Here is a 24,534-nt window from a genome sequence, read left to right on the forward strand (position 1 = left end):
GCGGGAGGGGTTAGAGAAGGGGCTGACCCACGCCGTGCCCGAAGCGCCTGCGGCCAAGCCCTCCCCCGACCCCTCCCGCGAGCGGAAGGGGAGACGTTAGAAGCTGGACTCGTCGTACACCTTCGAGACGTCGCCGCCCCAGACGCCGCGATACTTGTCGAGCAGCACTTCCGCCGGCACCTTGCCGCTGCGGACGATCTCGCGAAGCGGATCGAGGAAGCCGGTCTCGTTGTCGCCCGCCCGGTTGAACCGCGCGCGCGCCGACAGCCCTGCGCCGGCGATGTCGAGCACCTGCCCCGCGATATCGCGCAGCGTGCCCCCGCCCGCGATCGGCGCGTTCAGGCCGAGCTTCGGCACGCCGTCGCGCAGGCTCTGGCGCTCGTCGATCGACCAGTCCTTGACCAGATCCCATGCCGCATCGAGCGCACCCTGATCGTACAGCAACCCGACCCACAAGGCCGGCAGCGCACAGATCCGGTTCCAAGGACCCCCATCGGCGCCACGCATCTCGAGGAAGGTCTTCAGCCGCACCTCGGGGAAGGCGGTCGACAGGTGATCGGTCCAGTCGTCGAGCGTCGGCTTCTCGCCCGGCAGCACCGACAATTCGCCCTTGAGGAAATCGCGGAAGGACAGCCCGGCGGCGTCTATATACTTGCCCTCGCGGTAGACGAAGTACATCGGCACATCGAGCGCGTACTCGGCATAGCGCTCATAGCCAAAGCCATCCTCGAACACGAACGGCAGCATGCCGGTGCGATGCGGATCGGTGTCGGACCAGATATGGCTGCGATACGACAGCATGCCGTTGGGCTTGCCCTCGGTGAACGGCGAGTTCGCGAACAGCGCGGTCGCGAGCGGCTGCAGCGCCAAGCCGACGCGGAATTTCTTCACCATGTCCGCCTCGGACGCATAATCCAGGTTCACCTGGATCGTGCAGGTCCGCAGCATCATGTCGAGGCCCATGCTGCCGACACGCGGCATGTGCCGCAGCATGATCGCATAGCGCCCCTTGGGCATCGTCGGCAGTTCGGCGCGCGTCTTGTCCGGCCACATGCCGAGCCCGAGGAAGCCGATGCCGAGCTTCTCGCCAGCCGCCTTCACCTGTTCGAGGTGCCGCCCGGTTTCGGCGCAGGTCTCGTGCAGGCTATCGAGCGGCGCGCCCGACAGCTCGAACTGACCCGCGGGCTCCAGGCTGATGCTGCCGTCCGCGCCCGACATCGCGATCGCGTTCTGCGTACCATCGGGGCCGCCCTCCATGACCGGCTTCCAGCCATATTGCTCCAGCTCGCCGAGCAGTGCGCGGATGCCGCCCGCCTCGTCATAGGACGGCGCGTGATGGTCGCTATTCGCATAGACGAACTTCTCGTGCTCGGTGCCGATCCGCCATGCGTCCTTGGGCTTTTCGCCGGCTGCGAAGCTGGCGATCAACTGGTCGCGCGACTCGATCATCGGGCTGGTCTTTTTCGGAGCGGGTATCGTCGTCATTGCCGCGCCTTACGCGGCGATGAACGAGCCCGCTAGGGGGGATTCGGACCAATCGGTAGGGTATTGCGCCCCGGCCTAGTTATCCGCGCCAATCGCCCGCCGCCGCCATCCACAGCGCGATGGCCGCGCCCGCTGCGGTTTCCGCCCGCAGGATGCGAGGGCCCAGCCCGATCCCGACCGCCTGCGGGTGCGCGCGGATCGCCTCGCGTTCGTCGGTATCGAAGCCGCCCTCCGGCCCGATCAGGATCGCCGCCGGCCCCGGTCGCGCGCGCATCGCCTCCAGCGCGGGCACGCCGCCGGTCTCGTCGGCGAAGAACAGCGCGCGATTCTCGGGCCAGTCGCGGAGCAGCGCGGCAAGCTTCACCGGCTCGGTCACCTCGGGCAGCGCGGTGCGCCCGCATTGCTCGGCCGCCTCGATCATCTGCGTGCGCAGCCGCTCGGTATTGGGCTTGTCAACGATCGTCCGCCGCGTGACGACGGGTTGCAGCCGCGCCACGCCCAGCTCGCACGCCTTCTCCGCCATCCAGTCGACGCGGCCCTTCTTCAGCGGCGCGGCGCACAGCCAAAGATCGGGCACGTCCTCGCGCGGTCGCAGCAGTTCGGTGACGTCGAGCACCAGATCGCGCTTGCCGACGCTCGACGCGACGCCAAGCCACTCGCCCGTCCGATCGTCGAATAGCTTCACCGGATCGCCGATCTTCATCCGCATCACCCCGACGAGATAATGCGCGGCGGGGCCATCGACGGGAAGCGGACCGATCGCGAGCGGCGTATCGACGAAGAGGCGCGGCGTGGACTGCGGCGGCCAGGCGGGGGTTGCGGGCATGCGAGTGCCCTAGCAAATCCGCACTGGCACGGGGAGGGGCCGCAATGGTGACGCTCGTGCCGCAATAGTTCGCGTCTCAATCCTACCCCCTGGTGGGGGAGGATCACGAACGGCGGCTATCTGGACTTGCCGGGCGCGAGGCGTGGGCAGCGCAGATGGAGGAGGGGACGATGGCTGGTCGTCACCGTCCAACGCGCGAACCCATGGTTCCCGGCAAGCGCGGTCCACCCCCAAGCTCCGTCATCCTGACGAAAGTCAGGATCCAGAGCCATGAGCGCGCCGTCCGTTACTCTGGATCCTGACTTTCGTCAGGATGACGGGCGAGTGAGGTTCAGGCCGATGGTTCTTCAGATCAGCCACTTGGCGAACGGGGCGTAATTATCGGCCCTCAACGGCCTTATCCACCGAGACTGACACCTCAGCCTTTGCGGCGCATCCACATCTTCCGCGCCACCACCCACGTCAGCACCGCCGCGACGACGCCAAGGATCAGCACCCCCGCAACCGCCCCGGCGACACGGAAGATCCCCCAGAACAACGCCTCGACGAAGCGGCCGACCGCGACCGAAAGGCCGATCATGTGAGAGGGTCCGAACGCGCCACTTCCTCGACCCTACCCGGCAAAGGCTTGCGCGCCAAACGCCGTCTTCCTACGCCTCCGCCATGCAGACCCAGCCCGCGCCCATGGAAATCGTCCCCGACAGCGAACACCGAGGGCTGGTCGGCCGCCTCCCGCCGACGCTCCGCGGCCTCGCACTGCTCGCGCGCTTCGATCGGCCGATCGGCTGGTGGCTGCTGTTCTGGCCCGGCGCCTGGGGCGTCGCGCTCGCCGGCGGCGCGGTGCAGCGTTGGGACCTCATCCTCTGGCTCCTCCTCGGCAGCATCGCGATGCGCGGCGCGGGCTGCGTGTTCAACGACATCGTCGATCGCGACCTCGACGCGCAGGTCGCGCGCACGCGGGCCCGGCCGATCCCCAGCGGGCTCGTCTCGATCAAGCTCGCCTGGATCTGGCTCGTCCTGCTCTGCCTGATCGGGTTCGCCGTCCTGCTGCAACTCACCTTCTTCGCCGCGATCGTCGCGCTCGCCAGCCTCGCCCCCGTCGCCGCCTATCCGTTCATGAAGCGCATCACCTGGTGGCCGCAGGCGTGGCTCGGGATTGTCTTCTCCTGGGCATTGCTCGTCGGCTGGAGCGATATCGCAGGGTCGCTCGATACACCGATGTGGCTGCTCTACGCGGGCTCGATCGCCTGGGTGATCGGCTATGACACGATCTACGCGCTACAGGACCGCGAGGACGATGCGATGATCGGCATCCGCTCGTCGGCGCTCCGCATGGGGACGCATGTGAAGGCCGGCGTCGGGATCTTCTACATCGCCGCCGTCGCGTTCTGGGCCGCAGCGTTCTGGACCGTCCGCCCCGATCCGCTCGCGATCGCCGCGCTCGTCCCCGTCGCGCTCCACCTCGGCTGGCAGGTCGTCACGCTCAAACCCGATACGCAGGAGGGGGCAGGCACCGCCGCACTCGCGCGTTTCCGCGCGAACCGGTTCGCCGGACTGCTCATGTTCCTGGCCTGCGTGGTTGTCGGCACGACGCTGCATCCTTAAGTCGCTGATATGCTGACTCCAGACCAAGCCCGCGACCGCGCCCACGATATCGTCCAGCGCGCCAAGGCCGCCGGCGCCGACGCCGCGGATGCGGTCTTCGCCGCCGACGCCGCGCTCGACGTCTCGATCCGCCTCGGCAAGCTCGAGGATATCGGCCGGTCCGAGAGCGAGGATCTCGGCCTGCGCGTGTTCGTCGGCCAGCGTTCCGCCAGCGTCTCCACCTCCGACCTGTCGACCGCTGCGATGGACGCGCTCGTCGAGCGCGCGGTCGCGATGGCGCGCGAGGCCCCCGAAGATCCCTGGGCCGGCCTCGCCCCCGCCGACCGCCTGCTCCACGGCATCACCCCGATGCTCGGCCTCGACGACGGCGGCGAGGTCAGCCCCGAGCAGCTCCGCGATGCGGCGCTCGAAGCCGAAGACGCCGCCCGCGCCGTCCCCGGCGTCTCAAACAGCGAAGGCGGCGGCGCGAGCGCATCGCGCAGCGTCTGGGCGCTCGCCACCAGCCACGGGTTCGCCGGCGCCTATGCCGCGACCGGCTATGGCGTGTCGGCCAGCGTGCTCGCCGGCGAAGGCAGCGCCATGCAACGCGATTACGCGCACAGCAGCGCCCGGCTGCGCGCGCATCTCGAATCGCCCGCGGCGATCGGCCGCCGCGCGGGCGAGCAAGCCGTCGCCCGCCTCAACCCCGGTCGCCTCGTCAGCGGTCCCGCCACGATCGTCTACGACCGCCGCGTCGGCGGGTCGCTGGTCGGTCACATGCTCGGCGCGATCTCGGGCCAGGCGATCACGCGCAAGACCAGCTTCCTGCTCGATTCGCTTGGCAGCCAGGTGTTCGCGCACGGCATCACGATCCGCGACGATCCGCACCGCCCGCACGGCCTGCGCTCGCGCCCGTTCGATGGCGAGGGACTGCCCGTCTCGCCGAGCGAGATCATCGAGGACGGCATGCTCGAACGCTGGCTGCTCGACTCGGCCTCGGCGCGCCAGCTCGGCCTCGAGCCGACCGGCCATGCCGCGCGCGGTATCGGCGGCGGCCCCGGCGTGTCGACCAGCAACGTGTTCATGGAACCGGGTCACGTTCCGCTCGAGACGCTGATCGCCGACATCGAATCGGGCGTCTACGTCACCGAACTGATGGGCGGCGGCGCGAACGGCGTGACCGGCGACTATAGCCGCGGCGCGGCCGGCTTCCGGATCGAGAACGGCGAGATCACCACGCCGGTCGCTGAGTTCACGATCGCCGGCAACGTGAAGGACATGTTCCTAGCGATGACGCCCGCCAACGACCTCGAATTCCGCTACGGCGTCAACGTACCGACCTTGCGCGTGGAGGGCATGACGGTGGCGAGTGGCTGAGCGCTACCGCGGCCCGCCGCGGTCTCCGGCATGGCTCCGCGCGATGGCCGACGCGGTCGCGGGGATCGCGCAGGAGGCGGGCGCGATGGCGCTCGACCGCTTCGACACCGATTTCCAGCGCTGGGAGAAGACGCCCGGCAGCCCGGTCTGCGAACTCGACATCGCGATCGACCGCATGCTCAAGGCGCGACTCTCGACCTTGCTCCCCGAAGCCGGCTGGCTCTCCGAGGAAACCGCCGACAACGCCGACCGCCTCGCGCACGACCTGCTCTGGGTCGTCGACCCGATCGACGGCACGCGCGACTATATCCGCGCACGGCCCGGCTGGTGTGTTTCCGTCGCGTTGGTCGACCGCGGCCGCCCGGTGATCGGCATCCTCGAAGCGCCATCGCGCGACGAACGCTGGCACGCGGTGGCAGGGCAGGGCGCCACCCGCAACGGCGTGCGCCTCCAGACCGGCACCCGCACCGACTTCCCCGGCAGCCGCACACCCACCGACGCGCTCCCCAAGGCCGACCGAGACCTCGTCATGGTCCACAAACCCAACTCGATCGCGCTCCGCATTGCGATGGTCGCCGCCGACGAAGCCGACCTCGTCGCCACGCTGCGCTGGGGCAACGAATGGGACATCGCCGCCGCGGTTCTGGTCGCGAGCGAAGCGGGCGCGGCGGTCAGCGATGCACTCGGCGCGCCGCTGGTGTTCAACAAGCCCCGGCCACAGGCATTCGGCGTGCTGACCTCAGCACCCGGCATACACGCCGCGGCGGTCGAGCGCCTGGCCGACCGAGCGCGAACCTTGCTGATGTGAAGGTCTGGTCTTCGTAGAAAACGGCTGGTCCGCTTTTGGGCGCGCTTGTTGAATAGCGGCCACCGAACTTCATCTCGCCGTCTGTGTAACATGCCAGAGTACACCAGACGGATCATAGATGAATCCAACTACGAGTCCCCAGGGCTGCATGCTTGGCGGGATCGGTGCCGGTATTCCAAGCTTGTCGGCCACGCCGACCGGATCATGTTCCTTCCACCACGCACCCGCATCGTCGACCGTGAGTTGCACCATGAAATTATCCGCGAGTTCCTTCACGTAAAAATTTTGAAGGATGAAACTATCGATGCCATGCGACATTATCGCGATGTTGCTGTCTGCATATTCCGATGCAAAGCCGAGTGCCTCGTAGAAGCGCTTTGACTGATCATGATTTTTGGCGGGTATGAACGGCCGAAGCATGAGATCACCTCGCGAGGTATTGCAAATGTCCGGTCCAAGTATAGCGCCAGCGAGCATTGCAGTCCACAACTGGGCGGCAGCGGGTAGGAACGGGACCAGAGCGGCCGCCCAGCGTGTTTTGCTAGCCTTTTTCGGGTGCGGTCGATGACCGGGGTTGCTGGACGCGCTTACCTTTTGTCCGGCTAGTAAGGTGAAAGTGCAGGCACCGGTCGCAGCGATACGCCCGCAACGGGACGCGACCGGCTTCCGCCACCACCAGAGCATCGGTTTCGGACACGAAGCGCGCCTTGCGGCGACAGACGCTGAGCCGGGTGCGAGTCACCGGTCAGTCCTTGTACTTCATCTCCAGGAACCGCCCGCGGGTCGACAAATTGTCGAGGTCGCTTTGTGCCAGGCGCGCGGTCATTTCGCCGATTTCCTGTTCGATCAGCTTCAACCCGTCGACCAGTTCCGCATCGGGCGTGCGGCCGTTGCGTGGGGTGGTGCGCAGCGACGCCGGCACTTTCTCGTAATCCTTGACGAAGGCGGGGAGTTGCTCGCCGATCAGCTTCCGGACGTCGACCGCCTCTTGCGTGTTCGCGTCGAGCGTCGCGAGTTGCGGCGTCAGCGTTTCGAGGCGCAGGCCGATCCGGTCGACCAGCGTCATCGCCGGCGCGGGGAGGGCAGGGCGCTGCGCCTCGAGCCAGCGTTCGGTCTGCGCCGGGAGCGCGCGGATGTCGACCGCGGCCAGCCGCTCGGGCGTCGGCGCGCGCTCCGCCGGCCACACCGCGAACAGCACGGTAGCGGCGACCAGCAACGCCATTACCAGCATCGCGCCGCCGATCCCGAGCGGCACGATCCAGCCGATCACCATCGCCGCGATCAGGATCGCGACGTCCGCGACCGCGATCCGCGTCAGCCGCTTGCCGATCGCCTGAGTCTGGCGCGACCGGGCGCGGGACGGCGTGCGCGGAATGACGGCGCCGGTGCGGTCGTCCGAAATCCGCGACCAGGAGGCGCGGGCGCTCGCGATGGCGTCGTCGACTTCGCTCACGGCAGTTACATTGCCTCCAGCTTGAACGCGCTCGGTGACGGGCCGCCCAACTGCCCCTGCGTCGCGCCCTCAGCGCGCGCGATATACCCACGCGACTTATCGACCTCGTTCGACAGCGCGCCGACCGTCGTCTTCATGCTGTCCAGCGCCTTCAGCTTGAACACGTCAATCGCATCCATTGTATCGTAGATGTTCTGGAACGCGCGTTGCAGCGTCTCGAGCGGGATCGTCGCCGACGCCGCCTGTTCGTGGATCTGCGCGGTCTGCGACTTGAGCAGCTTGCCGGTCGAATCGATGATGTTCGCGGTCGTCGTGTTGAGCGCGGTGATCTGCTCCAACACCAGCTTCTGGTTGGTCAGCGCCTGCGCGACCGTCACCGCGGTGCGCAGCGCGGACACGGTCGTGGTCGAGGCGCGATCGACGCCCTTCACCAGCTCGACATTGTTCTTCTTGACCAGATCGAGCGCGAGATAGCCCTGCACGGTGACCGCCATCTGTGTCAGCAGGTCCTGCGTGCGCTGGCGCGTATAGAACAGCGCGGTTTCGCGGATCGCCTTCGCCTTGGCCGGATCGGTGTGATCGAGCTCGTTCGCGACGTCCTCGAGCTTCGTGTCCATCGTCTTCGACAGATGGATCATCTGCTCGAGCCGCCCCATCGCGGCCCACAGGTTCGCGCGCTCGGTGTCGATCGCGGCATTGTCCATCAGCAGCTCGTCCTTGCCCGAGCCCAGGCTCTTCAGGATCTGCGCGATGTGAGTCTGCGACGATTTATAGCCGTCGAAATAATTGCGCATCTTGCCACCGAACGGGATGATCCCGAACAGCTTCTGCGGCGCGGTGAGATTGCCCTTCTTGCCCGGATCGAGATCCTCGACGACGCGGCGCAGCTCGGCCAGATCCTTGCCGACGCCGGTTTCCTGATCCATCGCCTTGACCGGGCGATCGAGGAACCGGTTCGACTGGCCCGCCGCCTCGCGGATTTCCTTCGCGCCCATCGCGGTGATCGCATCGACTCGCTTGCCGAACTCGGGGCTGTTCACGTCCTGCGCGACCAGATCGGTGACGAACCCCGCGACGCGCTCGTCGAGCTGCGACTTCACGCCGGCATCGACGGGCACCAGCCCGGCGGCCTTGGCCGCGGCGACGGTCGGCACCGGATCGGGCGGCGTCAGTACCAGGCTCGGCTCAGTCAGCGTTTCCGGGGTCGTGGCCATGAAGTGTCTCCGTTCGGTAGCGCATGGTGGCTGCAACCCGCGCCGCGTTCAAGTGGCGTATATAGATAATACACTCCGCTTGCCAACCGCGGCGTGGAACCAGGGAGGGGCGTCGGCGGCTTTGTCCCCATATTCCAGGAGACACAGCATGCGCGCCATCGGCTACACCACATCGCTTCCGATCGACGATCCGCAGTCGCTCGTCGATCTCGACCTGCCCAAGCCCGAGGCGACCGGCCGCGACCTGCTCGTCGAAGTGAAGGCCGTGTCGGTAAACCCGGTCGACACCAAGATCCGCCAGCGCCGTGCCGATCCCGACGGCACGCCGCAAGTGCTCGGCTGGGACGCGGCCGGGACCGTCGTCGCGGTCGGCGATACGGTGACGGGGTTCGCGGTCGGCGATGCCGTCTTCTATGCAGGCGCGATCGACCGGCCGGGCACGAACGCCGAATATCACGTCGTCGACGACCGCATCGTCGGCCACAAGCCGCAGTCGCTCGACTGGGCGCAGGCGGCGGCTATGCCGCTGACGTCGATCACCGCGTGGGAAACGCTGTTAGATCGGCTCGATGTACGCAAGCCGGTGCCCGGTGCGGCGAACGCGATCCTGATCATCGGCGGCGCGGGCGGAGTCGGCTCGATCGCGATCCAGCTCGCGCGGCAACTCACCGACCTGACCGTGATCGCCACCGCGTCGCGCGACGAGACGCGGGGCTGGGTCGAGGATCTCGGCGCGCATCACGTGATCGATCACCGCAAGCCGCTCGCCGACCAGATCGAGGCGCTCGGGCTCGGCGCGCCGGGCTTCGTCTTCTCGACGACGCATACCGACGAGCATGTCGCCGAGATCGCGACGCTGATCGCACCGCAGGGCCGGCTCGCGCTGATCGACGATCCCGCAACGCTTGATATCAGCCCGCTCAAGCAGAAGTCGATCTCGGTCCATTGGGAGCTGATGTACACGCGCTCGCTGTTCCAGACCGCGGACATGGCCGAGCAGGGCCGCATCCTCGACGAGGTCGCGCGGCTGGTGGATGCGGGGACGATCCGGACGACGCTGGCCGAGAATTTCGGGCGGATCGACGCGGCGAACCTGCGCAAGGCGCATGCGCGGATCGAGAGCCATACCGCCAAGGGGAAGATCGTACTCGAGGGGTTCTGAGGTCTCGCGGAGCACGCCCCCCTTGTCACGCACCACCCCGGCGGAGGCCGGGGTCCAGTTGGGGGACGCTGCCAACGGATGGCAGCCCGTCATCATTGCCACCTTTCCACCTGGGCCCCGGCCTCCGCCGGGGTGGGGCGTAAGTGGGCTTGCCGATCGCCACTACCTCACGATCCTCCCCCGCAAGGGGGAGGTGGCAGGCGCAGCCTGACGGAGGGGGCGGTAAGCGACTACGCCTGTTGCGTGTCCTCCCCCTCCGTCACCTTCGGCGACACCTCCCCCTTGCGGGGGAGGACCGTGATATCCGCTCTGGCGCTCTCGCCAGCACGCTATACGCTGCCCGTCATGATCCGCCCGCTGATCCTCGCGCTCGCGCTCCTCCCCGCGGCCGCCACGAATCGCCCGCCGCCCGCCGACCCGCTCACCGCGACAATCCACACCGAAGACGCCGACCGCTTCGCCGCGCTCTTCGCCAGGACCAAGGGCAAGCCGACCGCCACACAACTCAAGCGCGACTATCTCGACAAGGGCAGCGTCGCGATCGGCGTCTTCACCCCCGGCCGGATCGGCGACGCCGACACGCTCGCCCGCGCGATCGCCGCGAACCCCACCCGCTATGCGCAGGCGATCAAGACCTGCCTCCCCGCCGCCAAGGCGGCCACCGGCGATCTCCGATCGATCTATCTCGGCCTCCGCGGCGCGCTCCCCGAAGCGAAACTCCCGCAAGTCTATGTCGTCTTCGGCGCAAACACCTCGGGCGGCACCGCCAAGCCCGGCGCACAGGTGCTCGGCCTCGAAGTCCTCTGCCGCATCTCCCCGACGCCCGAGAAACTCCGCCAGACGCTCCGCCATTTCTTCGCGCATGAGACGGTGCACGCGATCCAGGAGGATGCCGGCATGACGCTCGCCCGCGACCCCCTGCTCACCGCGATCCTCGTCGAGGGCGCCGCCGACTTCATCGCCCAACTCGTCACCGGCGAGGAGCCCGACACCGCCCGCGCCGCCTGGGCGACCCCGCGCGAAGCCGAACTCTGGCGCCAGATGCAGGCCGACATCGCGCTCACCCGCAGCCTCACCGACAAGGACAACCCGGACGAGGGCTCGCCCCAGGCCAAGGCCTATGCCCGCTGGATCGGCAATTACTCCACGCCCCCCGCCGGCTGGCCGCCCGAGCTCGGCTATTGGATGGGGCTGCGCATTTGGCAGCGTTACTACGCCGCCGCGCCCGACAAGCACGCCGCGCTAAGGGCGATGCTGGCGGTCCGCGATCCGCGTGTCATTCTCGCCGCCGGAGCCTATAAGCGTCGAGCCCCGTCATCCTGACGAAAGTCAGGACCCAGGGTAACAAGCGCTGCCGTCCATGCCTCTGGGTCCTGACTTTCGTCAGGATGACGGCAGGGGTGGTGAGTCCCCGAACCCGCCCGGTCTTCCCGCGGCGCAACAATTACGCTATGGCGCGCGCCAACCCCGTTCCTCGTTTCAAGAGAATACATTCATGAGCCTCCGCAACGTGGCGATCATTGCGCACGTCGATCACGGCAAGACGACGCTGGTCGACCAGCTCTTCCGCCAGTCCGGCACCTTCCGCGACAACCAGCGCGTCGAAGAGCGCGCAATGGATTCGAACGACCTCGAAAAGGAGCGTGGGATCACCATTCTCGCCAAGCCGACCTCGGTCGACTGGACGCCCCCGGGCGAGAGCGAGAGCATCCGCATCAACATCGTCGACACGCCCGGCCACGCCGATTTCGGCGGCGAAGTCGAGCGCATCCTGTCGATGGTCGACGGCGTCGTCCTGCTGGTCGATTCGTCGGAAGGCGCGATGCCGCAGACCAAGTTCGTCACCGGCAAGGCGCTGGCCCTCGGCCTCAAGCCGATCGTCGTCGTCAACAAGGTCGACCGTAACGACGCGCGCATTCAGGAAGTGCTCGACGAAGTGTTCGATCTGTTCGTGTCGCTCGACGCGAACGACGACCAACTCGATTTCCCCGTGCTCTACGCATCTGGCCGCAACGGCTACGCCTCGACCGACATGGACGCGCGCGAAGGCACGCTGATCCCGATGTTCGAGACGATCGTGAAGCATGTGCCGCCGCCCAAGGTCGAAGTCGCTGGCGTGCCCTTCACCTTCCTCGTCACGCTGCTCGACCGCGATCCGTTCCTCGGCCGCGTCCTCACCGGTCGCGTCAACTCGGGTACCGTGAAGACCAACCAGGCCATTCACGCGCTCGATAACGACGGCAAGATCATCGAGACGGGTCGTGCGTCGAAGATCATGTCGTTCCGTGGCCTCGACCGCGTGCCGGTCGACGAAGCCAAGGCCGGCGACATCATCTCGCTCGCAGGGCTTTCGGTTGCCACGGTGGCCGACACGATCGCCGACATCACGGTGACCGAGCCGCTGCACGCGCAGCCGATCGATCCCCCCACGCTGTCGATGCGTTTTGCCGTGAACGACTCGCCGATGGCGGGCCGCGAGGGCACCAAGGTGACGTCGCGCATGATCCGCGAGCGCCTGTTCCGCGAAGCCGAGTCGAACGTCGCCGTGAAGGTGACCGAGGCAGCCGACAAGGACAGCTTCGAAGTCGCCGGTCGTGGCGAGCTTCAGCTGGGCGTGCTGATCGAGACGATGCGCCGCGAGGGCTTCGAGCTCGGCATCTCGCGTCCGCGCGTGCTGTTCGGCGAGGACGAGGACGGCAAGAAGACCGAGCCGTACGAGACCGTCATCATCGACGTCGACGAGGAGCATTCGGGCACCGTCGTCGAGAAGATGAACATCCGTAAGGCCGAGATGACCGACATGCGTCCGTCGACCGGCGGCAAGACGCGCATCACCTTCTCGGCGCCGTCGCGCGGGATGATCGGCTATCATGGCGAATTCCTGTCCGACACGCGCGGCACGGGCATCATGAACCGGCTGTTCGAGAAGTATGGTCCGCACAAGGGCCAGATCGAAGGCCGCAAGAACGGCGTGCTGATCTCGAACGGGTCGGGCGAAGCGAACAACTACGCACTGGGTCCGCTCGAAGAGCGCGGCATCCTGTTCGTGGGCCATGGCGAGGCACTCTATGAGGGCATGATCGTCGGCGAGAACGCCAAGCCGGATGACCTCGAGGTCAACCCGATGAAGACCAAGGCGCTGACCAACTTCCGCGCCTCGGGCGGCAAGGACGACCAGGTCCGCCTGTCGCCGCCGAAGCGTGCGACGCTGGAGCAGGCGATCGCCTACATCGACGACGACGAGATGGTCGAAGTCACGCCGAAGTCGATCCGTCTGCGCAAGCGCTTCCTCGACGCGAACGAGCGCAAGCGGGCCAGCCGGGCTAAGCAGAGCGCGTAAGCCTGGCACGGCGAAGCCGGCCAGGCTTACAAGCTCGGCCGGCCTCGCTAAAGCGAGGTCCGACGACGCGGCTTCGCCGCGGCGCGCCGGGTCAGAAATGCAGAAAGGCCGGGGGGGAAACCTCCGGCCTTTTTGTTTGGGCTCGAAAGCCCGAAGGTCGCGTCACTACGCCCGAAGCCTCCGAGGCGTCAGTACCCGATCCGTTATAATGACCTCCCTCTGCCCCTCCCCGGCGAAGGCCGGGGTCCAGGTGGAAAGGTCGCAGTAACGGCGCGCCGCCCTTCGTCAGCGACGTCGCCCAACTGGACCCCGGCCTGCGCCGGGGAAGGGCTGCCTCAAGGATATGATTGCGCTGGCAAGATCGTCTCCCACCGGGAGAGAGGCGGTAAAAGGTGAGGGCAGGGTACGGCGAGCGCGTATACCCCATCCCTTCAAGCAGCAGTAATCCGCCCGCCGCGTTCCAGCATCTCACCACTCGTCACGATCACCCGGTCGCCAAGCTTCACCTGCCCGAAGATCAGCTTGGCAAACGCGGTCGGCACGCCGACGCAGCCATGCGTCGCATATTTGCCGTCCATCAGCGCGCTGCCATGAATCGAGACACCGTCGTTGGTCAGCCGCAGCATGTACGGCATCGGCGCGCCGTACAGGTTCGACACGTGATGCGCGTCCTTCTGCGTGATCGTGAACACGCCGAGCGGCGTCGGCTTCTCGTCCGCGCCGTAGATCACCGCCGCCGTCCCGATCTCATAGCCCGCGCGAAAGATCGACAGCGTCTGCGCGACGAGGTCGACAGTGATCACGATCGGCCCCTCGGGGACGCCTTCGGTATCCCAGTAATAGGCCCCGTGGCGTAGCGGCTCGGGCACATCCAGCACGCGCTTGACGACATAGCCGTCAGCAGGGGCGGCCGCGACGACGTCGGGCGCAGGCTTCGGCGGCAGCGCGCGCACCGGCGCCGCGACCTGCGCCCTGGCAGCGCGTACCGGCGCCTCCGCAGCACGCACCGTCACCGGCGACCCCGACAGGGCCAGTCCGCCGATCAGCACGGCACTGCTCGCCAGCACGGCAAAGGCGATCGCTCGCATCGTCATGGTCCTGCGCATCCCGCCTTCTATCCCTTATTCGTAAACGAAGCCCAGCGTCGCAGCTATACCGTGGGTTAACAGGCCGTTCCGACCCGGTTCAGGCCGAATCGCCTAAATCCTGAAACACGGTCGGACACTTATGCGTTTGTCCCAAGCGGACCGGGCGTAACTAGTAACGGAGTTCGAAAAGATGAACGGGTTTTTGAAGAAGGCAGGCTTGGGCGTTGCACTCGCAGCAACGGCGCTGACGGCGGCAGCACCCGCCGACGCACAGCGCTGGGGTCGCGGCGGTTACGGGCGCGGCTATGGCGGCGGCTGGCACGGCCATCGTGGCGGCGGCAACGCCGCCGGAGCCGCGGTGCTGGGCGGTATCCTTGGCCTCGGCGTCGGCGCAGCGATCGCCAGCAGCAACAACCGCAACCGCTATTATGATCGCGGCTATTACAATGGCGGCTATTACGCCCCGCCTGCGGTGAACTATTACGCGCCACCCGTGCAGACCTATTACCGCGAGGATTATCGTCCGCGGTGCTGGAACGAGTGGCGGGTCGATCCCTATTATGGCGATCGCGTCGCGGTACAGGTCTGCAGCTGACCCCTTGCAGAGCGAAAGACCGGCGTCGGGAGCAATCCCGGCGCCGCTTTTTTGTGGCGCGTCCCCGCCGGTTGCCGCTAGACGCGCGACCATGACCGACACGCCCAACACGCCCGAGACCGACACGCCGACCACCGCAGCGGGCGACACGCCCCCGGACCGCCTGTCGATCAATCACCGCAGCCCGTTCTTCAAGCAGGAGCTGCTCGAGCGCGGCATCGGCATCCGCTTCAAGGACGGCATCCGCCACGACGTCGAGGAATATTGCATCTCGGAAGGCTGGATCCGAGTCGCGCTCGGCAAGAAGGTCGATCGCAACGGCAACCCGCTCACGCTCAAGCTGGTCGGCCCAGTCGAGGCCTGGTTCGAGCGCCCCGCGGCAAGCGACGCCGACGAGGGCTGAGCCCGAAGAGTTCGGCGCTTAGGCCCCGAACTACCTGTTTCCCCGCGAAGGCGGGGACCCAGACTGAGCTCCCGCCCTCGCGGGAGACCACGCGCGCGCGGACAGCAATGGAAACACGGCGGCGGCCGCTCGCCAGACCCGTCACCCCAGCGAAAGCTGGGGTATCCCCGTTGGCTGGCAACGCGACCCGAACCGGGAGATCCCAGCGCTCGCTGGGATAACGGATGGGCCGGGCGAAACCTAGCCCGTCATCCTGGGCTCGACCCAGGATCCAGAGTTACAGGCACCGCCGTCCATTACTCTGGATCCCGACGTTCGTCAGGATGACGGAGGGCAGCTCAAGCCGCCACGCCCTCCAGCGCCTCGCTCGCCTCGAGCCACTTCGCCTCGCTCGCTTCAAGCTTGGCATTCACCTCGGCCCGACGCTTGCTGAGGTCCCCCATCGACATCCGCGAGAAGCGCGGCTCCGCCGTCGCCGGATCGACCATCGCGCGATCGATCGCGTTGCGCTCCTTGGTGAACTTGGCGGTCTGCTCCTCGACCTCGCGCAGCGTCTTGCGCAGCGCCGCGTCGTTGCTCTTGGCCTCCGCCGCGGCCTTCTTGCCCGCCTTCTTGTCGGCCTTCGACGCCGCATCGCCCTTGCCGCCATCGCCCTTCAGGACGAACGCGATATAATCGTCGAGGCTGCCGTCGAATTCCTTCGCGGTGCCGTCGTCGACCAGCACCAGCCGGTCGGCGGTCAGCTCGAGCATGTGGCGGTCATGGCTGACCAGCACGACGGCGCCGGTATAGGCGTTGAGCGCCTGCACCAACGCTTCGCGCGCATCGACGTCCAAATGGTTGGTCGGCTCATCGAGGATCAGCAGGTGCGGCGCATCGCGCGTGATCAGCGCGAGCGCGAGGCGCGCTCGCTCGCCACCGGAAAGCTTGCCGACTCGCGTCGTCGCCTTGTCCCCCGAGAACCCGAACCGCCCGAGCTGCGCGCGCACCGCCGCCGGCGTCGCGCCCTTCATCAGGTGCGACATGTGCTCGATCGGCGAGTCGGTCGGATCGAGTTCCTCGACCTGATACTGGGTGAAATACCCCACCTTCATCTTGCCCGACGACGCCATCTCGCCGTCCATCGGCGTCAGCTGCGCGGCCAGCAACCGTGCGAGCGTGGTCTTGCCGTTGCCGTTGCGCCCGAGCAGCGCGACCCGGTCGTCGGGATCGAGCCGCATGTTGAGCCGCTTCAGGATCGGCACGTCGGCATAGCCGACCGTCGCCATGTCGAGCGTGATCAGCGGCGGGCGCAGCTCGGTCGGGTTGGGGAAGCCGAACGACAGCGTCGGATCGTTATAGCTCTCGGCGATCGGCTGCATCTTCGACAGCATCTTCTGGCGCGACTGGGCCTGCTTGGCGGTCGAGGCGCGCGCGGAATTCTTGGCGATATATTCCTGCAGCTTCTCGCGCTGCACCGCCTGGTTGGCGCGCGCTGCCTCGATCTGCGCCAGACGCTCGGCGCGCTGGCGCTCGAACGCGTCATAGCCGCCGGGGTACAGCGTGATCTTGCCGCCCTGCAGATGCAGGATGTGATCGACGACGTTGTTGAGGAAATCGCGCTCGTGGCTGACGACGACGATCGTCGCCTTGTAGCCCTTGAGGAAGTCCTCGAGCCACATCACCGCTTCGAGATCGAGATGGTTCGACGGCTCGTCGAGCAGCAGCAGGTCCGGCTGCGAGAACAGCAACGCGGCAAGCGCCACGCGCATCTTCCAGCCACCCGAGAAGCTGTCGAGCGTGCGCGCCTGCATGTCCTCGTCGAAGCCGAGGCCGAGCAGGATCTGCGCGGCGCGCGCGGGCGCGGTGTAGGCGTCGATCGCGATCAGTCGCTCGTACACGTCGCCGAGCCGATCCGGATCCTCGCTCGTCTCGCTCTCGATCATCAGCGCAGCGCGCTCCAGATCGGCTTCGAGCACCGTTTCGAACGGCGTCTTCACGCCGTGCGGCGCTTCCTGCGCGAGGTAACCGATGCGCGCGCCCTTGGGCATGTCGGCGGAGCCGTCATCGGGTTCGAGCTGGCCTGCGATCACGCGCACCATCGTCGACTTGCCCGCGCCGTTGCGCCCGATCAGCCCGACGCGACTGCCCGGCGGCAACGCGGCCGTGGCGCCATCGAGGATAACGCGTCCGCCCAGGCGCACCGTGATATTGTTCAGGTTCAGCATGCGCGTGCCGTTAGCAGATGCAGCATGGTTTTGCGAGAGTGGGGGAGGGGCCGCGTTCGCGCGGCGAGCAATCAACCTAAAGAGCTAGTTCCCCCAAATTATCACCACCCCGGCGAAGGCCGGGGCCCAGTTGGAAAGGTCGTCGTAACGGAGCACCGCCCGCCGTCAGCAACGCCCCCCAACTGGGCCCCGGCCTCGGCCGGGGAGGTGGCGAGAGCAGGACGGCAAATCACTAAAGCTCCCTCCCCCTCAGGGGAGGGTCGGGGTGGGGCATACCCCCGAATGCCACGTCCTTGGCAAAGCCCCACCCCAGCCCCCCCCCTGAAGGGGAGGGAGCCGCTCAGCTTTCGTCCGAGACGACCGCGTCCAAACCCTCGCCACCGCCAAGCGTCGGCGCCCCGCGCCCGCCGACATGAACCCGAACGCCCGACACCAATCGAGCCTGCACGACCCCCGCGCTCGCAACCGTAGCGCCCGAGCGAGCCACCCCCCGGTGAACCGTCACGCCGTGCACCGCATCCACCGGCGCCGCGCCAGGCCCTGCGCCCGCATCCGCGCTGTCGTCCCGATTCCCGTAATGCACCGACACCCCGGCAACCTGCGCCGCAACCACCGTCACGCCGCTGCTGGCCGAACGCGCGCCACCCCGCCACGCCGGCTCCACCCCGGCATAGGCCTGCCGAAACGTCAGCGCCCGCTCCAGCGCGCCCTGCCAGCGATAGAAGACATGCGCCCCGACCGTCGTGATCCGCGCGAGGCTGGAGGCCCACCACGGCAGGATGCTGGTGGTATGGAACGAGGTCGCCGCCCCGACCGGCGCGTACACGCTCCCGCCCAGCGCCGCCGCCGCGATCGCCCGCGCGCGCTCCCACGCGCCCGGCTCGCGCGCCCGCGCCATCGACCCGTCGCAGGTGAAGCTGAACTGGCACCCCGTCCGCCGCTCCGCGCCCTGATAGACCACGCCGCACACGCTGTTCGGAAAGGCGCGGTCGCGCACGCGGTTGAGCACGACCTGCGCGACGGCGCGCTGGCCGTCCTCCGACTGCGATCGCGCTTCGTAATAGACCGCCGCGGTCAGGCAGTCGGCCGCCCGGTTCGCGTCGTCGCCGGAGCGCGCGGTAAGGAAGGGCGGGGCCACGAACGGCGTTGCGGCGGCGAGCGTCGCATCGGGCGCGGTGGTCGCGATCTTCGCCGAGATGTCGTCGGGCACATGCAACGCCATCCGGCCCAGCAACGCGCGTGCGTTGCGCTCGGGCTGGATGCGCGTGATCACCGCGGGCCGGTCGGCCGGCAAGCACGACGTCGCCATCACCAACGCGGGCAGGCTGATCAGCGCATGCGGATAAAGGCCGAAACCCGAACTCTTCATCCGCCCGCTCTACGCGCGCGGGTTTAGGGACTGGTTAACGGGGGCGCTCGGAGGAGAGCACACCCCCCCGTCATCCTGACGAAAGTCAGGACCCAGAGTAACGGGCGTCGCCGTCAATGGCTCTGGATCCTGACCTTCGTCAGGATGACGGGGGAAAGATCAGTGGACGAAGCGCGCCACCACGTCGCGATACGACCGCGACACCTTCACGCTCGCCCCCGAATTGAGCACCAGGAAGCACTCGCCATTCGTATGCGGCTTAACCTGCTTAACCAGGTCCAAATTTACGATCGTCGAGCGATGCACGCGCTGGAACCGGCGCGGGTCGAGCCGCTTCTCCAGGTCCTTCATCGTCTCGCGCAGGATCAGCGTATTGTCGCCGGTATAGATGCACATATAGTCGCCGGCCGCATCGATCCGCTCGATCGTGTCGACGTCGACGCGGAAGATCTGCCCGCGATCCTTGATGTTGATGAGCTTCTCGAACCGGTTGGCGGACACCGCATCGCCGTCGGGCATGTCGGCCGCCGCATCGGGCGCGACGTCGGCGAGCACTTCGCGCAACCGGTCGACCTCCTCGACGCCGCGCTTTTCGCTCAGCCGCTGGCGCACCCGCTCGATCGTGTCGGCAAGCCGCGATTCCTCGACCGGCTTCATCAGATAATCGACCGCCTGCGCCTCGAACGCACGCAGCGCATGATCGGAATAGGCGGTGACGAACACGAACAGCGGCGGCTCGACCTCCATCAACCCCTGCACGACGGAGAAGCCGTCGAAGCCCGGCATCTGGATATCGAGGAAGACGAGGTCGGGCTTGTGCGTCTTGATCGCACGAATCGCCTCGCGGCCGTTCGAGCATTTTTCGATGATCTCGACGTCTTCATGCGCCTGGAGGCGGAGCTCGAGCCCCTGGATAGCCAGCGGTTCGTCGTCGACGAGAATGGTACGGATGGTCATGCGGCCTCTCTGTTCACGTCTTCAAGCTGATACGGAATCTCGATCTCGACCGAGAAGCCGCCAGCGGGCGTGGAGCGGGTTTCGAAACGGTGGTCGGGGCCATATGCCTGAGCCAACCTGTCTCTAATATTAGCGAGCCCCACGCCTGTGGAATGGCTTGACCCGATCCGGCCCTCGATCAAGCCCGGACCGGTATCGGATACGGCGATCTGCACGCGTTCCCCGGCGAGCCGCACTTCGACGCAGATATCGGCGCCCTCTTCCTGCGGCGTGACGGCATATTTGATCGCGTTCTCGACGAGCGGCTGCAGCAGCAGCGAGGGCAGGCGGGCGCGTTCGGCGCGCGGATCGATGTCGAATTTGGGGCGCATCCGGTCTTCGAAGCGCATCTTCTCGATCTCGAGATACAGCTTCAGCTGGTCGACCTCCTGCGCAACGGTGACGTGCGCGGTCGGCTCGTTCGCCAGCGTATAGCGCAGGAACGACGACAACCGGCTGAGCATCGCGTTCGCCCGCTCGGTCTGCTTCAGCAGCACCAGCGTCGAGATCGAGTTCAGCGTGTTGAACAGGAAATGCGGGTTGAGCTGATAGCGCAGCATCGCCAGCTGCGCCGACGACGCCTGGTTCTCCAGATGCTCCATCTGGTCGATCTGCTGCTCGACGATCAGGTAGAAGTTGATCCCGAAATACAGCGCCGACCAGCCGAACAGCACGGTGAAGGTCACGTACACCGACCCCAGCAGCCGGGTGAGCGTCACCCCCGGCGTCGACGTCGCGATGAACGAGAAGGTGAACGCATCGAGCACCGCGTACAGGAACGTGGCCGCCGCCAGCGTCGCGATCGTCAGAAAGATCCCGACCAGCCGGTTCATCCGCCGATACTGCCCGTACATCGTCGAGAGCAGCAGCGTGATGCAATAGCCGACGATCGCCTCGACGATCACCGGGATCACCCCGTCGAGCGACAGCCCGTTCGAGATCGACACCACGCCGCGCAGCAGCAGATAGCCACTCCAGCCGACCGCCTGCAGGATCCAGAACGCCCGCGCCTTGTTCTCGAAGAACGGCCGCGCCGTGAAGGGCAGGCGCCGGGCCGAAGTCAGGGCAGACGCGCCCGGCGAAGTAGAGGGAGTAGCCATTATGGCCTGCGCTCTTACACGCCGGCACCAGACCACGCAAAAGCTGAGGGATGCGGGCCCGGCCGCGCCCCAAACGAAAAGGGCCGCCGCTCCCTTGCAGGAACGGCGGCCCTTCGAGCAACGGGTCGGTCGATGCTTAGAAGCTGAACCGAGCGCCGAGGCGGATCGAATACAGCGACTGGTTCACATAGACCTGGTCGGCAGGAGCCGCGAACGTCGTGCCACCGCCGGCTGGCGAGTAGCGATACTGCGCACAGGCCTGCGACGCGTTCGCCGCAACCGTGCCAGCACCATCGGCGTTGCCTGCGGTGGTCAGGCACTGCACGCGGACCACGGCAGCATTGTACGGGAAGACGTACTCGCGCTGCTGACCCCAGTTCTTGTTGATGAAGTTGGTGAAGTTCTCGATATCCGCAAACAGCGTGACGCGCGAGCCGCCGACGAAGGTCGGGATTTCCTGCGCGACATGCAGATCGAGACGCGTGAACCACTTCGAGTGGAAGGCGTTACGCGGCGCGACCTTGCCGCGATACTTGGCCAGACCCGACGCGTCGATGAAGCTGTTGACCGCATTGCGGACTGCAGCGCTGCTGTACGACACCTTGGCGTCGTCGACGGTTGGGACGTACATCAGATATCGGTTGCCGCCCGTGCCGGTACCCGAGCTGACGCCCGTCGTGCCGAACACCGACGAGCGGTTGGCGCCGAAATCCTGGAACGTGTAGCTGAACGGATGGCCGATACGCGATTCGCCGAACAAGCCGAACGTGGTCTTGTAGTCGCCAAAGAACGCGTGGTCGTAGTTCACGCCGTACTTGAAGAAGTACTTAACCTGGTCGTTCGAGATCCCGTACGAGACGTTGTTGGGATCGACGAACGCACCGTTGCTGTAGTTTGAACCCGCAGTCGACGAGGTCGCAGGTGCTGCGTCCTTGACGTCCTGATAGGTGAAGCTGCCGTTGATGTTCAGCCCGAAGCCCCACGTCTTTTCGATGCGGGCGACCGCAATGTACGCGCGGCCCTTGTCGGTGTTCGTCAGCAGGATGTCGCTGTTGGTGTTCGTGCTGGCTGCGCCGTCGATCACGTTCTGGTAACGCTGGCGACCATCCGGCGTCAGCGAACCAGCGATCGGGATCGAACGGATGTCGGTGAAATACACCTGATTGCGGACCTTCGAGTACAGCAGGTCTGCGCCGAAGATCCAGTCGTCGCCAAGCGGGCCAAGGTTCGCGGTGTATTCGCCCGTCAGCGTGGCACGCCACTGCGACGGAATCTTGAAGTTCGGGTCGAGCGCGTTGACCGTTGCGTTGGTCGCGACCGTGGCATTGGTCAGCAGCGTGTTGACCGCGGTTGGAATGGTGGTGCCGTTCACGCCGTTGAGTGCCGCATTGCCGATCGCTGCGTTCGTCGTCGCGCCGGTGAAGCCCGTCGCCGAACGGTTGATCGAGACCGAGTTGCTCAGCACGCCGGTGTTCGAGAAGCTGTTCGACACATAGACGTCGGGGGTGCCGCCGCCGAAGATGCCGCCGCCGCCGCGAATGCTGACACGCTGTGCGGGCTTCCAGTCAAAGCCGGCGCGTGGCTGGAACAGGCCAAAGCCCGAGATGTTGGCGGTGTTGCCGCCGATCTGGACGCGCTGACCGTTGACGATCGCACCGTTCGCATAGCGGCCGGCAAACGCGGTGCTCAGCGCCGGATTGTCGTCCATCGCATACAGGTCATAGCGGGCGCCGTAGCTCAGGTTGAGCGTCGGCGTGGCCTTCCACGAGTCCATCACGCCGAACGTGTAGCTCTGATAGCCGAAGTTGGCGGCCGCATCCTCTGGCACCAGCGACGGGATCGCGTTGCCATAGGCGATCGAATTCGCACGCTGCGCCTGGAAATCCGCGATCGAGTCGAAATAATAGTTGCCCGACGTGTTCTGCAGGAACGAGTTGAAGATCGATACGCTCGAAATCTCGGTGAACAGGCGCACGTCGTGGTCGTTCATCGTCAGGCGTGCCTGCGCCAGGCCACCCCATGTCTCGGTCTTGAGCGCGTTGGTCTGGCGCGAGCTGTCGGGGCCGAACGACACGACGCCGGCATTGTTGTCGCAGGCGGTCAGCGAGCCACCGGTCGGATTGGCCGGGTTGGTGCAAACGCGGAACTGGGCGAAGCCACGGCCGAGCAGCGGCTCCTGGATGCGCGTGTAGTTCTTGTAGAAGCCGCGGACTTCGGTCGAGAAGCTGTCGGTCCATTCCGAGTTCAGCTGCGCGACACCGGTGTGCAGGCGATTGCCCTGAATATACGCGTTCGATGCGAGACCGAGCCCGGTCGGCGCGTTCAGGAACGTGTTCTGCAGCAGGTTGATCGCGTCGTTCGCGTAGGTGTAGGTCAGCGACAGGCGCTGCTTGTCGGTGATGTTCGCGTCGATCTTGGCGACCACGCGGTCGTCCTTGTCACCCAGGTCGCGCAGCACGCCGCCGGTGTCGTAATTGTAGACCGACTTTGCGATCGCGCTGATCTGGTCGACCGAGCTCTGCAGGACGCCGGGAACGCCGTTGCCGACATTGTTGTCGATCGGACCTTCGGCAATCGGACGGCCGCCGCGCAGGCGCTCGCCCGCGACCATGAAGAACAGCTTGTCCTTGATGATCGGGCCGGAGAGCTCGGCGCCGTAATTCTCGACCTTGAAGTTGGGGACGCTGACTCGCAGGTCCTTGGTCTTCTTGCCGACGAACTCGTCGCGCGACTGCGAATAGAAGCCGGTGCCGTGGAAATCGTTGGTGCCCGACTTCAGCACGATATTGATCGCGCCGCCCTGGAAATTGCCCTGGCGGACGTCATAAGGCGCAACCTGCGCCTGGAACTGGCCGATCGCATCGAGCGGGATCGGCGAACGGCGGCTCGGAAGACCGTCGCTGTTGAGGCCGAAATTGTCGCTGACCGACACGCCGTCGACGGTGAAGCGGTTATAGCGCGCATTCTGGCCGGCGAACGAGACCGAACGGCCGCCCGAGGGGCTGTCGTCGAGACGCGCGAACGGATCGCGACGCTCGAGATCGCGGATGTCGCGGTTGACCGAGGCGATGTTGGCGATCTGCGCCGCGTTCAGCACGGTCGTCGGACCCTGCGAGATCGAGCGGGCGTTGGGCAGGCGCGATGCGGTGACGACGATCTCGTTGCCGCCGCTGGCTTCCGAATTCAGCTCGATCGGAACGTCGAACGCCTGCGCGACGGTCGTCGTGATGTCGGTGACCTGGGTCGAGGAATATCCGGGGGCGTTGACTTCCACCATGTACGGGCCGCCCGGACGCAGCCCGTTGACGTTGAATGCGCCCGATGCGTCGGTGGTCGCGGTCGAGCGCGCGCCTGCCGCGGTGTTGGTCACGACGACCGTCGCGCCGGCGACGGGCGTACCAGCCGACGTCACGGTGCCGCGGATCGACGAGGTCGTCTCCTGTGCCGATGCCGCCATCGGTGCGACGAGCGCAACGACTGCTACACCCAGGAAAAGGTTGTTCCGCATCAGTAATTACCCCTTGTTG

20 protein-coding genes are annotated in these 24,534 nt (G+C 66.6%); 8 read left to right on the forward strand and 12 right to left on the reverse strand.

The annotated features are described in order from the left end of the window. Positions 1-96: 96 nt before the first annotated feature. The 3 genes from C8J26_RS09935 to C8J26_RS20440 form a co-directional block, all read right to left on the reverse strand. Entirely contained in the window at positions 97-1,485 is a 1,389-nt protein-coding gene (locus C8J26_RS09935; RefSeq protein WP_107957777.1) for a glutamate--cysteine ligase, read from the reverse strand. 79 nt (positions 1,486-1,564) lie between these two features. Beyond that, the gene (locus tag C8J26_RS09940) at positions 1,565-2,311 is read right to left on the reverse strand and encodes a 16S rRNA (uracil(1498)-N(3))-methyltransferase (RefSeq protein WP_107957778.1); all 747 of its coding nucleotides are present in this window, start codon (positions 2,309-2,311) and stop codon (positions 1,565-1,567) included. A gap of 418 nt (positions 2,312-2,729) precedes the next feature. Beyond that, positions 2,730-2,891 (reverse strand): hypothetical protein, encoded by a 162-nt coding sequence (locus C8J26_RS20440; protein ID WP_167398814.1) that lies wholly within the window; start codon positions 2,889-2,891, stop codon positions 2,730-2,732. Positions 2,892-2,974: 83 nt separating this feature from the next. Here C8J26_RS20440 and ubiA point away from each other — a divergent pair, with 83 nt between their 5' ends. Genes ubiA through C8J26_RS09955 form a run of 3 tightly spaced genes read left to right on the forward strand, consistent with a single transcriptional unit; the run spans position 2,975 to position 6,080 of the window. After that, positions 2,975-3,916, forward strand: coding sequence for a 4-hydroxybenzoate octaprenyltransferase (gene ubiA / locus C8J26_RS09945; protein ID WP_107957779.1), 942 nt, complete (start codon positions 2,975-2,977; stop codon positions 3,914-3,916). 9 nt (positions 3,917-3,925) lie between these two features. Beyond that, positions 3,926-5,272, forward strand: a complete 1,347-nt coding sequence (locus tag C8J26_RS09950) for a TldD/PmbA family protein (RefSeq protein WP_107957780.1) — start codon at positions 3,926-3,928, stop codon at positions 5,270-5,272. 43 nt (positions 5,273-5,315) lie between these two features. Beyond that, the gene (locus C8J26_RS09955; protein WP_107957781.1) at positions 5,316-6,080 is read left to right on the forward strand and encodes a 3'(2'),5'-bisphosphate nucleotidase CysQ; all 765 of its coding nucleotides are present in this window, start codon (positions 5,316-5,318) and stop codon (positions 6,078-6,080) included. A 69-nt stretch (positions 6,081-6,149) separates the two neighbouring features. Here C8J26_RS09955 and C8J26_RS09960 read toward each other — a convergent pair whose 3' ends face one another. From C8J26_RS09960 to C8J26_RS09975, 3 genes are all read right to left on the reverse strand, one after another. Further along, complete coding sequence (locus C8J26_RS09960) at positions 6,150-6,500, reverse strand: VOC family protein (RefSeq protein ID WP_208631368.1); 351 nt, start codon at positions 6,498-6,500, stop codon at positions 6,150-6,152. A gap of 325 nt (positions 6,501-6,825) precedes the next feature. Further along, a complete protein-coding gene (locus C8J26_RS09970; RefSeq protein ID WP_107957784.1) occupies positions 6,826-7,533 on the reverse strand; it encodes a hypothetical protein in 708 nt (235 codons plus the stop codon). A 5-nt stretch (positions 7,534-7,538) separates the two neighbouring features. Then, positions 7,539-8,747, reverse strand: coding sequence for a toxic anion resistance protein (locus tag C8J26_RS09975; protein WP_107957785.1), 1,209 nt, complete (start codon positions 8,745-8,747; stop codon positions 7,539-7,541). A gap of 148 nt (positions 8,748-8,895) precedes the next feature. Between C8J26_RS09975 and C8J26_RS09980 the strand changes: the two genes are divergently transcribed. From C8J26_RS09980 to typA, 3 genes are all read left to right on the forward strand, one after another. Further along, complete coding sequence (locus C8J26_RS09980) at positions 8,896-9,909, forward strand: zinc-binding alcohol dehydrogenase family protein (protein ID WP_107957786.1); 1,014 nt, start codon at positions 8,896-8,898, stop codon at positions 9,907-9,909. A 297-nt stretch (positions 9,910-10,206) separates the two neighbouring features. After that, entirely contained in the window at positions 10,207-11,232 is a 1,026-nt protein-coding gene (locus C8J26_RS09985) for a DUF2268 domain-containing protein (RefSeq protein ID WP_244185246.1), read from the forward strand. A 172-nt stretch (positions 11,233-11,404) separates the two neighbouring features. Continuing rightward, complete coding sequence (gene typA, locus C8J26_RS09990) at positions 11,405-13,249, forward strand: translational GTPase TypA (protein WP_107957788.1); 1,845 nt, start codon at positions 11,405-11,407, stop codon at positions 13,247-13,249. 431 nt (positions 13,250-13,680) lie between these two features. Here the strand turns inward: typA and C8J26_RS09995 are convergent, their stop codons facing one another. Beyond that, complete coding sequence (locus tag C8J26_RS09995) at positions 13,681-14,337, reverse strand: L,D-transpeptidase family protein (protein WP_107958139.1); 657 nt, start codon at positions 14,335-14,337, stop codon at positions 13,681-13,683. Between the two features lie 190 nt (positions 14,338-14,527). Here C8J26_RS09995 and C8J26_RS10000 point away from each other — a divergent pair, with 190 nt between their 5' ends. After that, on the forward strand, positions 14,528-14,932 hold the full coding sequence (locus tag C8J26_RS10000; protein WP_056416400.1) for a hypothetical protein: 405 nt from the start codon (positions 14,528-14,530) through the stop codon (positions 14,930-14,932). 91 nt (positions 14,933-15,023) lie between these two features. Next, complete coding sequence (locus tag C8J26_RS10005) at positions 15,024-15,335, forward strand: DUF3297 family protein (RefSeq protein ID WP_056416404.1); 312 nt, start codon at positions 15,024-15,026, stop codon at positions 15,333-15,335. A gap of 338 nt (positions 15,336-15,673) precedes the next feature. Here C8J26_RS10005 and C8J26_RS10010 read toward each other — a convergent pair whose 3' ends face one another. The 5 genes from C8J26_RS10010 to C8J26_RS10030 all read right to left on the reverse strand — a co-directional run bounded on the left by C8J26_RS10010 (position 15,674) and on the right by C8J26_RS10030 (position 24,515). Next, complete coding sequence (locus C8J26_RS10010; protein ID WP_055873815.1) at positions 15,674-17,542, reverse strand: ABC-F family ATP-binding cassette domain-containing protein; 1,869 nt, start codon at positions 17,540-17,542, stop codon at positions 15,674-15,676. A 340-nt stretch (positions 17,543-17,882) separates the two neighbouring features. Continuing rightward, positions 17,883-18,911, reverse strand: coding sequence for a cell wall hydrolase (locus C8J26_RS10015; RefSeq protein WP_244185247.1), 1,029 nt, complete (start codon positions 18,909-18,911; stop codon positions 17,883-17,885). Between the two features lie 159 nt (positions 18,912-19,070). Then, positions 19,071-19,868 (reverse strand): LytR/AlgR family response regulator transcription factor, encoded by a 798-nt coding sequence (locus C8J26_RS10020; RefSeq protein WP_031393111.1) that lies wholly within the window; start codon positions 19,866-19,868, stop codon positions 19,071-19,073. Continuing rightward, complete coding sequence (locus C8J26_RS10025) at positions 19,865-21,007, reverse strand: sensor histidine kinase (protein ID WP_107957789.1); 1,143 nt, start codon at positions 21,005-21,007, stop codon at positions 19,865-19,867. Before C8J26_RS10025 ends, C8J26_RS10020 begins: the two co-directional genes overlap by 4 nt. 136 nt (positions 21,008-21,143) lie before the next feature. Beyond that, positions 21,144-24,515: a TonB-dependent receptor gene (locus C8J26_RS10030; RefSeq protein ID WP_107957790.1), complete on the reverse strand. Its 3,372-nt coding sequence runs from the start codon at positions 24,513-24,515 to the stop codon at positions 21,144-21,146. Positions 24,516-24,534 lie beyond the last annotated feature (19 nt).

Origin of the sequence: Sphingomonas aurantiaca, from assembly GCF_003050705.1 — a bacterium.
In the GTDB taxonomy this organism is placed as follows: domain Bacteria; phylum Pseudomonadota; class Alphaproteobacteria; order Sphingomonadales; family Sphingomonadaceae; genus Sphingomonas; species Sphingomonas aurantiaca.

What these genes read in the sequence shown, in the direction of transcription:
- C8J26_RS09940 (WP_107957778.1), bottom strand. Translation starts at nt 2,311, where the DNA reads ATGCCCGCAACCCCCGCCTGGCCGCCGCAGTCCACGCCGCGCCTCTTC.
- typA (WP_107957788.1), top strand. Translation starts at nt 11,405, where the DNA reads ATGAGCCTCCGCAACGTGGCGATCATTGCGCACGTCGATCACGGCAAG.
- C8J26_RS09980 (WP_107957786.1), top strand. Translation starts at nt 8,896, where the DNA reads ATGCGCGCCATCGGCTACACCACATCGCTTCCGATCGACGATCCGCAG.
- C8J26_RS09960 (WP_208631368.1), bottom strand. Translation starts at nt 6,500, where the DNA reads ATGCTTCGGCCGTTCATACCCGCCAAAAATCATGATCAGTCAAAGCGC.
- C8J26_RS10025 (WP_107957789.1), bottom strand. Translation starts at nt 21,007, where the DNA reads ATGGCTACTCCCTCTACTTCGCCGGGCGCGTCTGCCCTGACTTCGGCC.
- C8J26_RS10005 (WP_056416404.1), top strand. Translation starts at nt 15,024, where the DNA reads ATGACCGACACGCCCAACACGCCCGAGACCGACACGCCGACCACCGCA.
- C8J26_RS10030 (WP_107957790.1), bottom strand. Translation starts at nt 24,515, where the DNA reads ATGCGGAACAACCTTTTCCTGGGTGTAGCAGTCGTTGCGCTCGTCGCA.
- C8J26_RS10000 (WP_056416400.1), top strand. Translation starts at nt 14,528, where the DNA reads ATGAACGGGTTTTTGAAGAAGGCAGGCTTGGGCGTTGCACTCGCAGCA.
- C8J26_RS09975 (WP_107957785.1), bottom strand. Translation starts at nt 8,747, where the DNA reads ATGGCCACGACCCCGGAAACGCTGACTGAGCCGAGCCTGGTACTGACG.
- C8J26_RS09955 (WP_107957781.1), top strand. Translation starts at nt 5,316, where the DNA reads ATGGCCGACGCGGTCGCGGGGATCGCGCAGGAGGCGGGCGCGATGGCG.
- C8J26_RS09995 (WP_107958139.1), bottom strand. Translation starts at nt 14,337, where the DNA reads ATGCGAGCGATCGCCTTTGCCGTGCTGGCGAGCAGTGCCGTGCTGATC.
- C8J26_RS09935 (WP_107957777.1), bottom strand. Translation starts at nt 1,485, where the DNA reads ATGACGACGATACCCGCTCCGAAAAAGACCAGCCCGATGATCGAGTCG.
- C8J26_RS20440 (WP_167398814.1), bottom strand. Translation starts at nt 2,891, where the DNA reads ATGATCGGCCTTTCGGTCGCGGTCGGCCGCTTCGTCGAGGCGTTGTTC.
- ubiA (WP_107957779.1), top strand. Translation starts at nt 2,975, where the DNA reads ATGCAGACCCAGCCCGCGCCCATGGAAATCGTCCCCGACAGCGAACAC.
- C8J26_RS09950 (WP_107957780.1), top strand. Translation starts at nt 3,926, where the DNA reads ATGCTGACTCCAGACCAAGCCCGCGACCGCGCCCACGATATCGTCCAG.
- C8J26_RS10020 (WP_031393111.1), bottom strand. Translation starts at nt 19,868, where the DNA reads ATGACCATCCGTACCATTCTCGTCGACGACGAACCGCTGGCTATCCAG.
- C8J26_RS10015 (WP_244185247.1), bottom strand. Translation starts at nt 18,911, where the DNA reads ATGAAGAGTTCGGGTTTCGGCCTTTATCCGCATGCGCTGATCAGCCTG.
- C8J26_RS10010 (WP_055873815.1), bottom strand. Translation starts at nt 17,542, where the DNA reads ATGCTGAACCTGAACAATATCACGGTGCGCCTGGGCGGACGCGTTATC.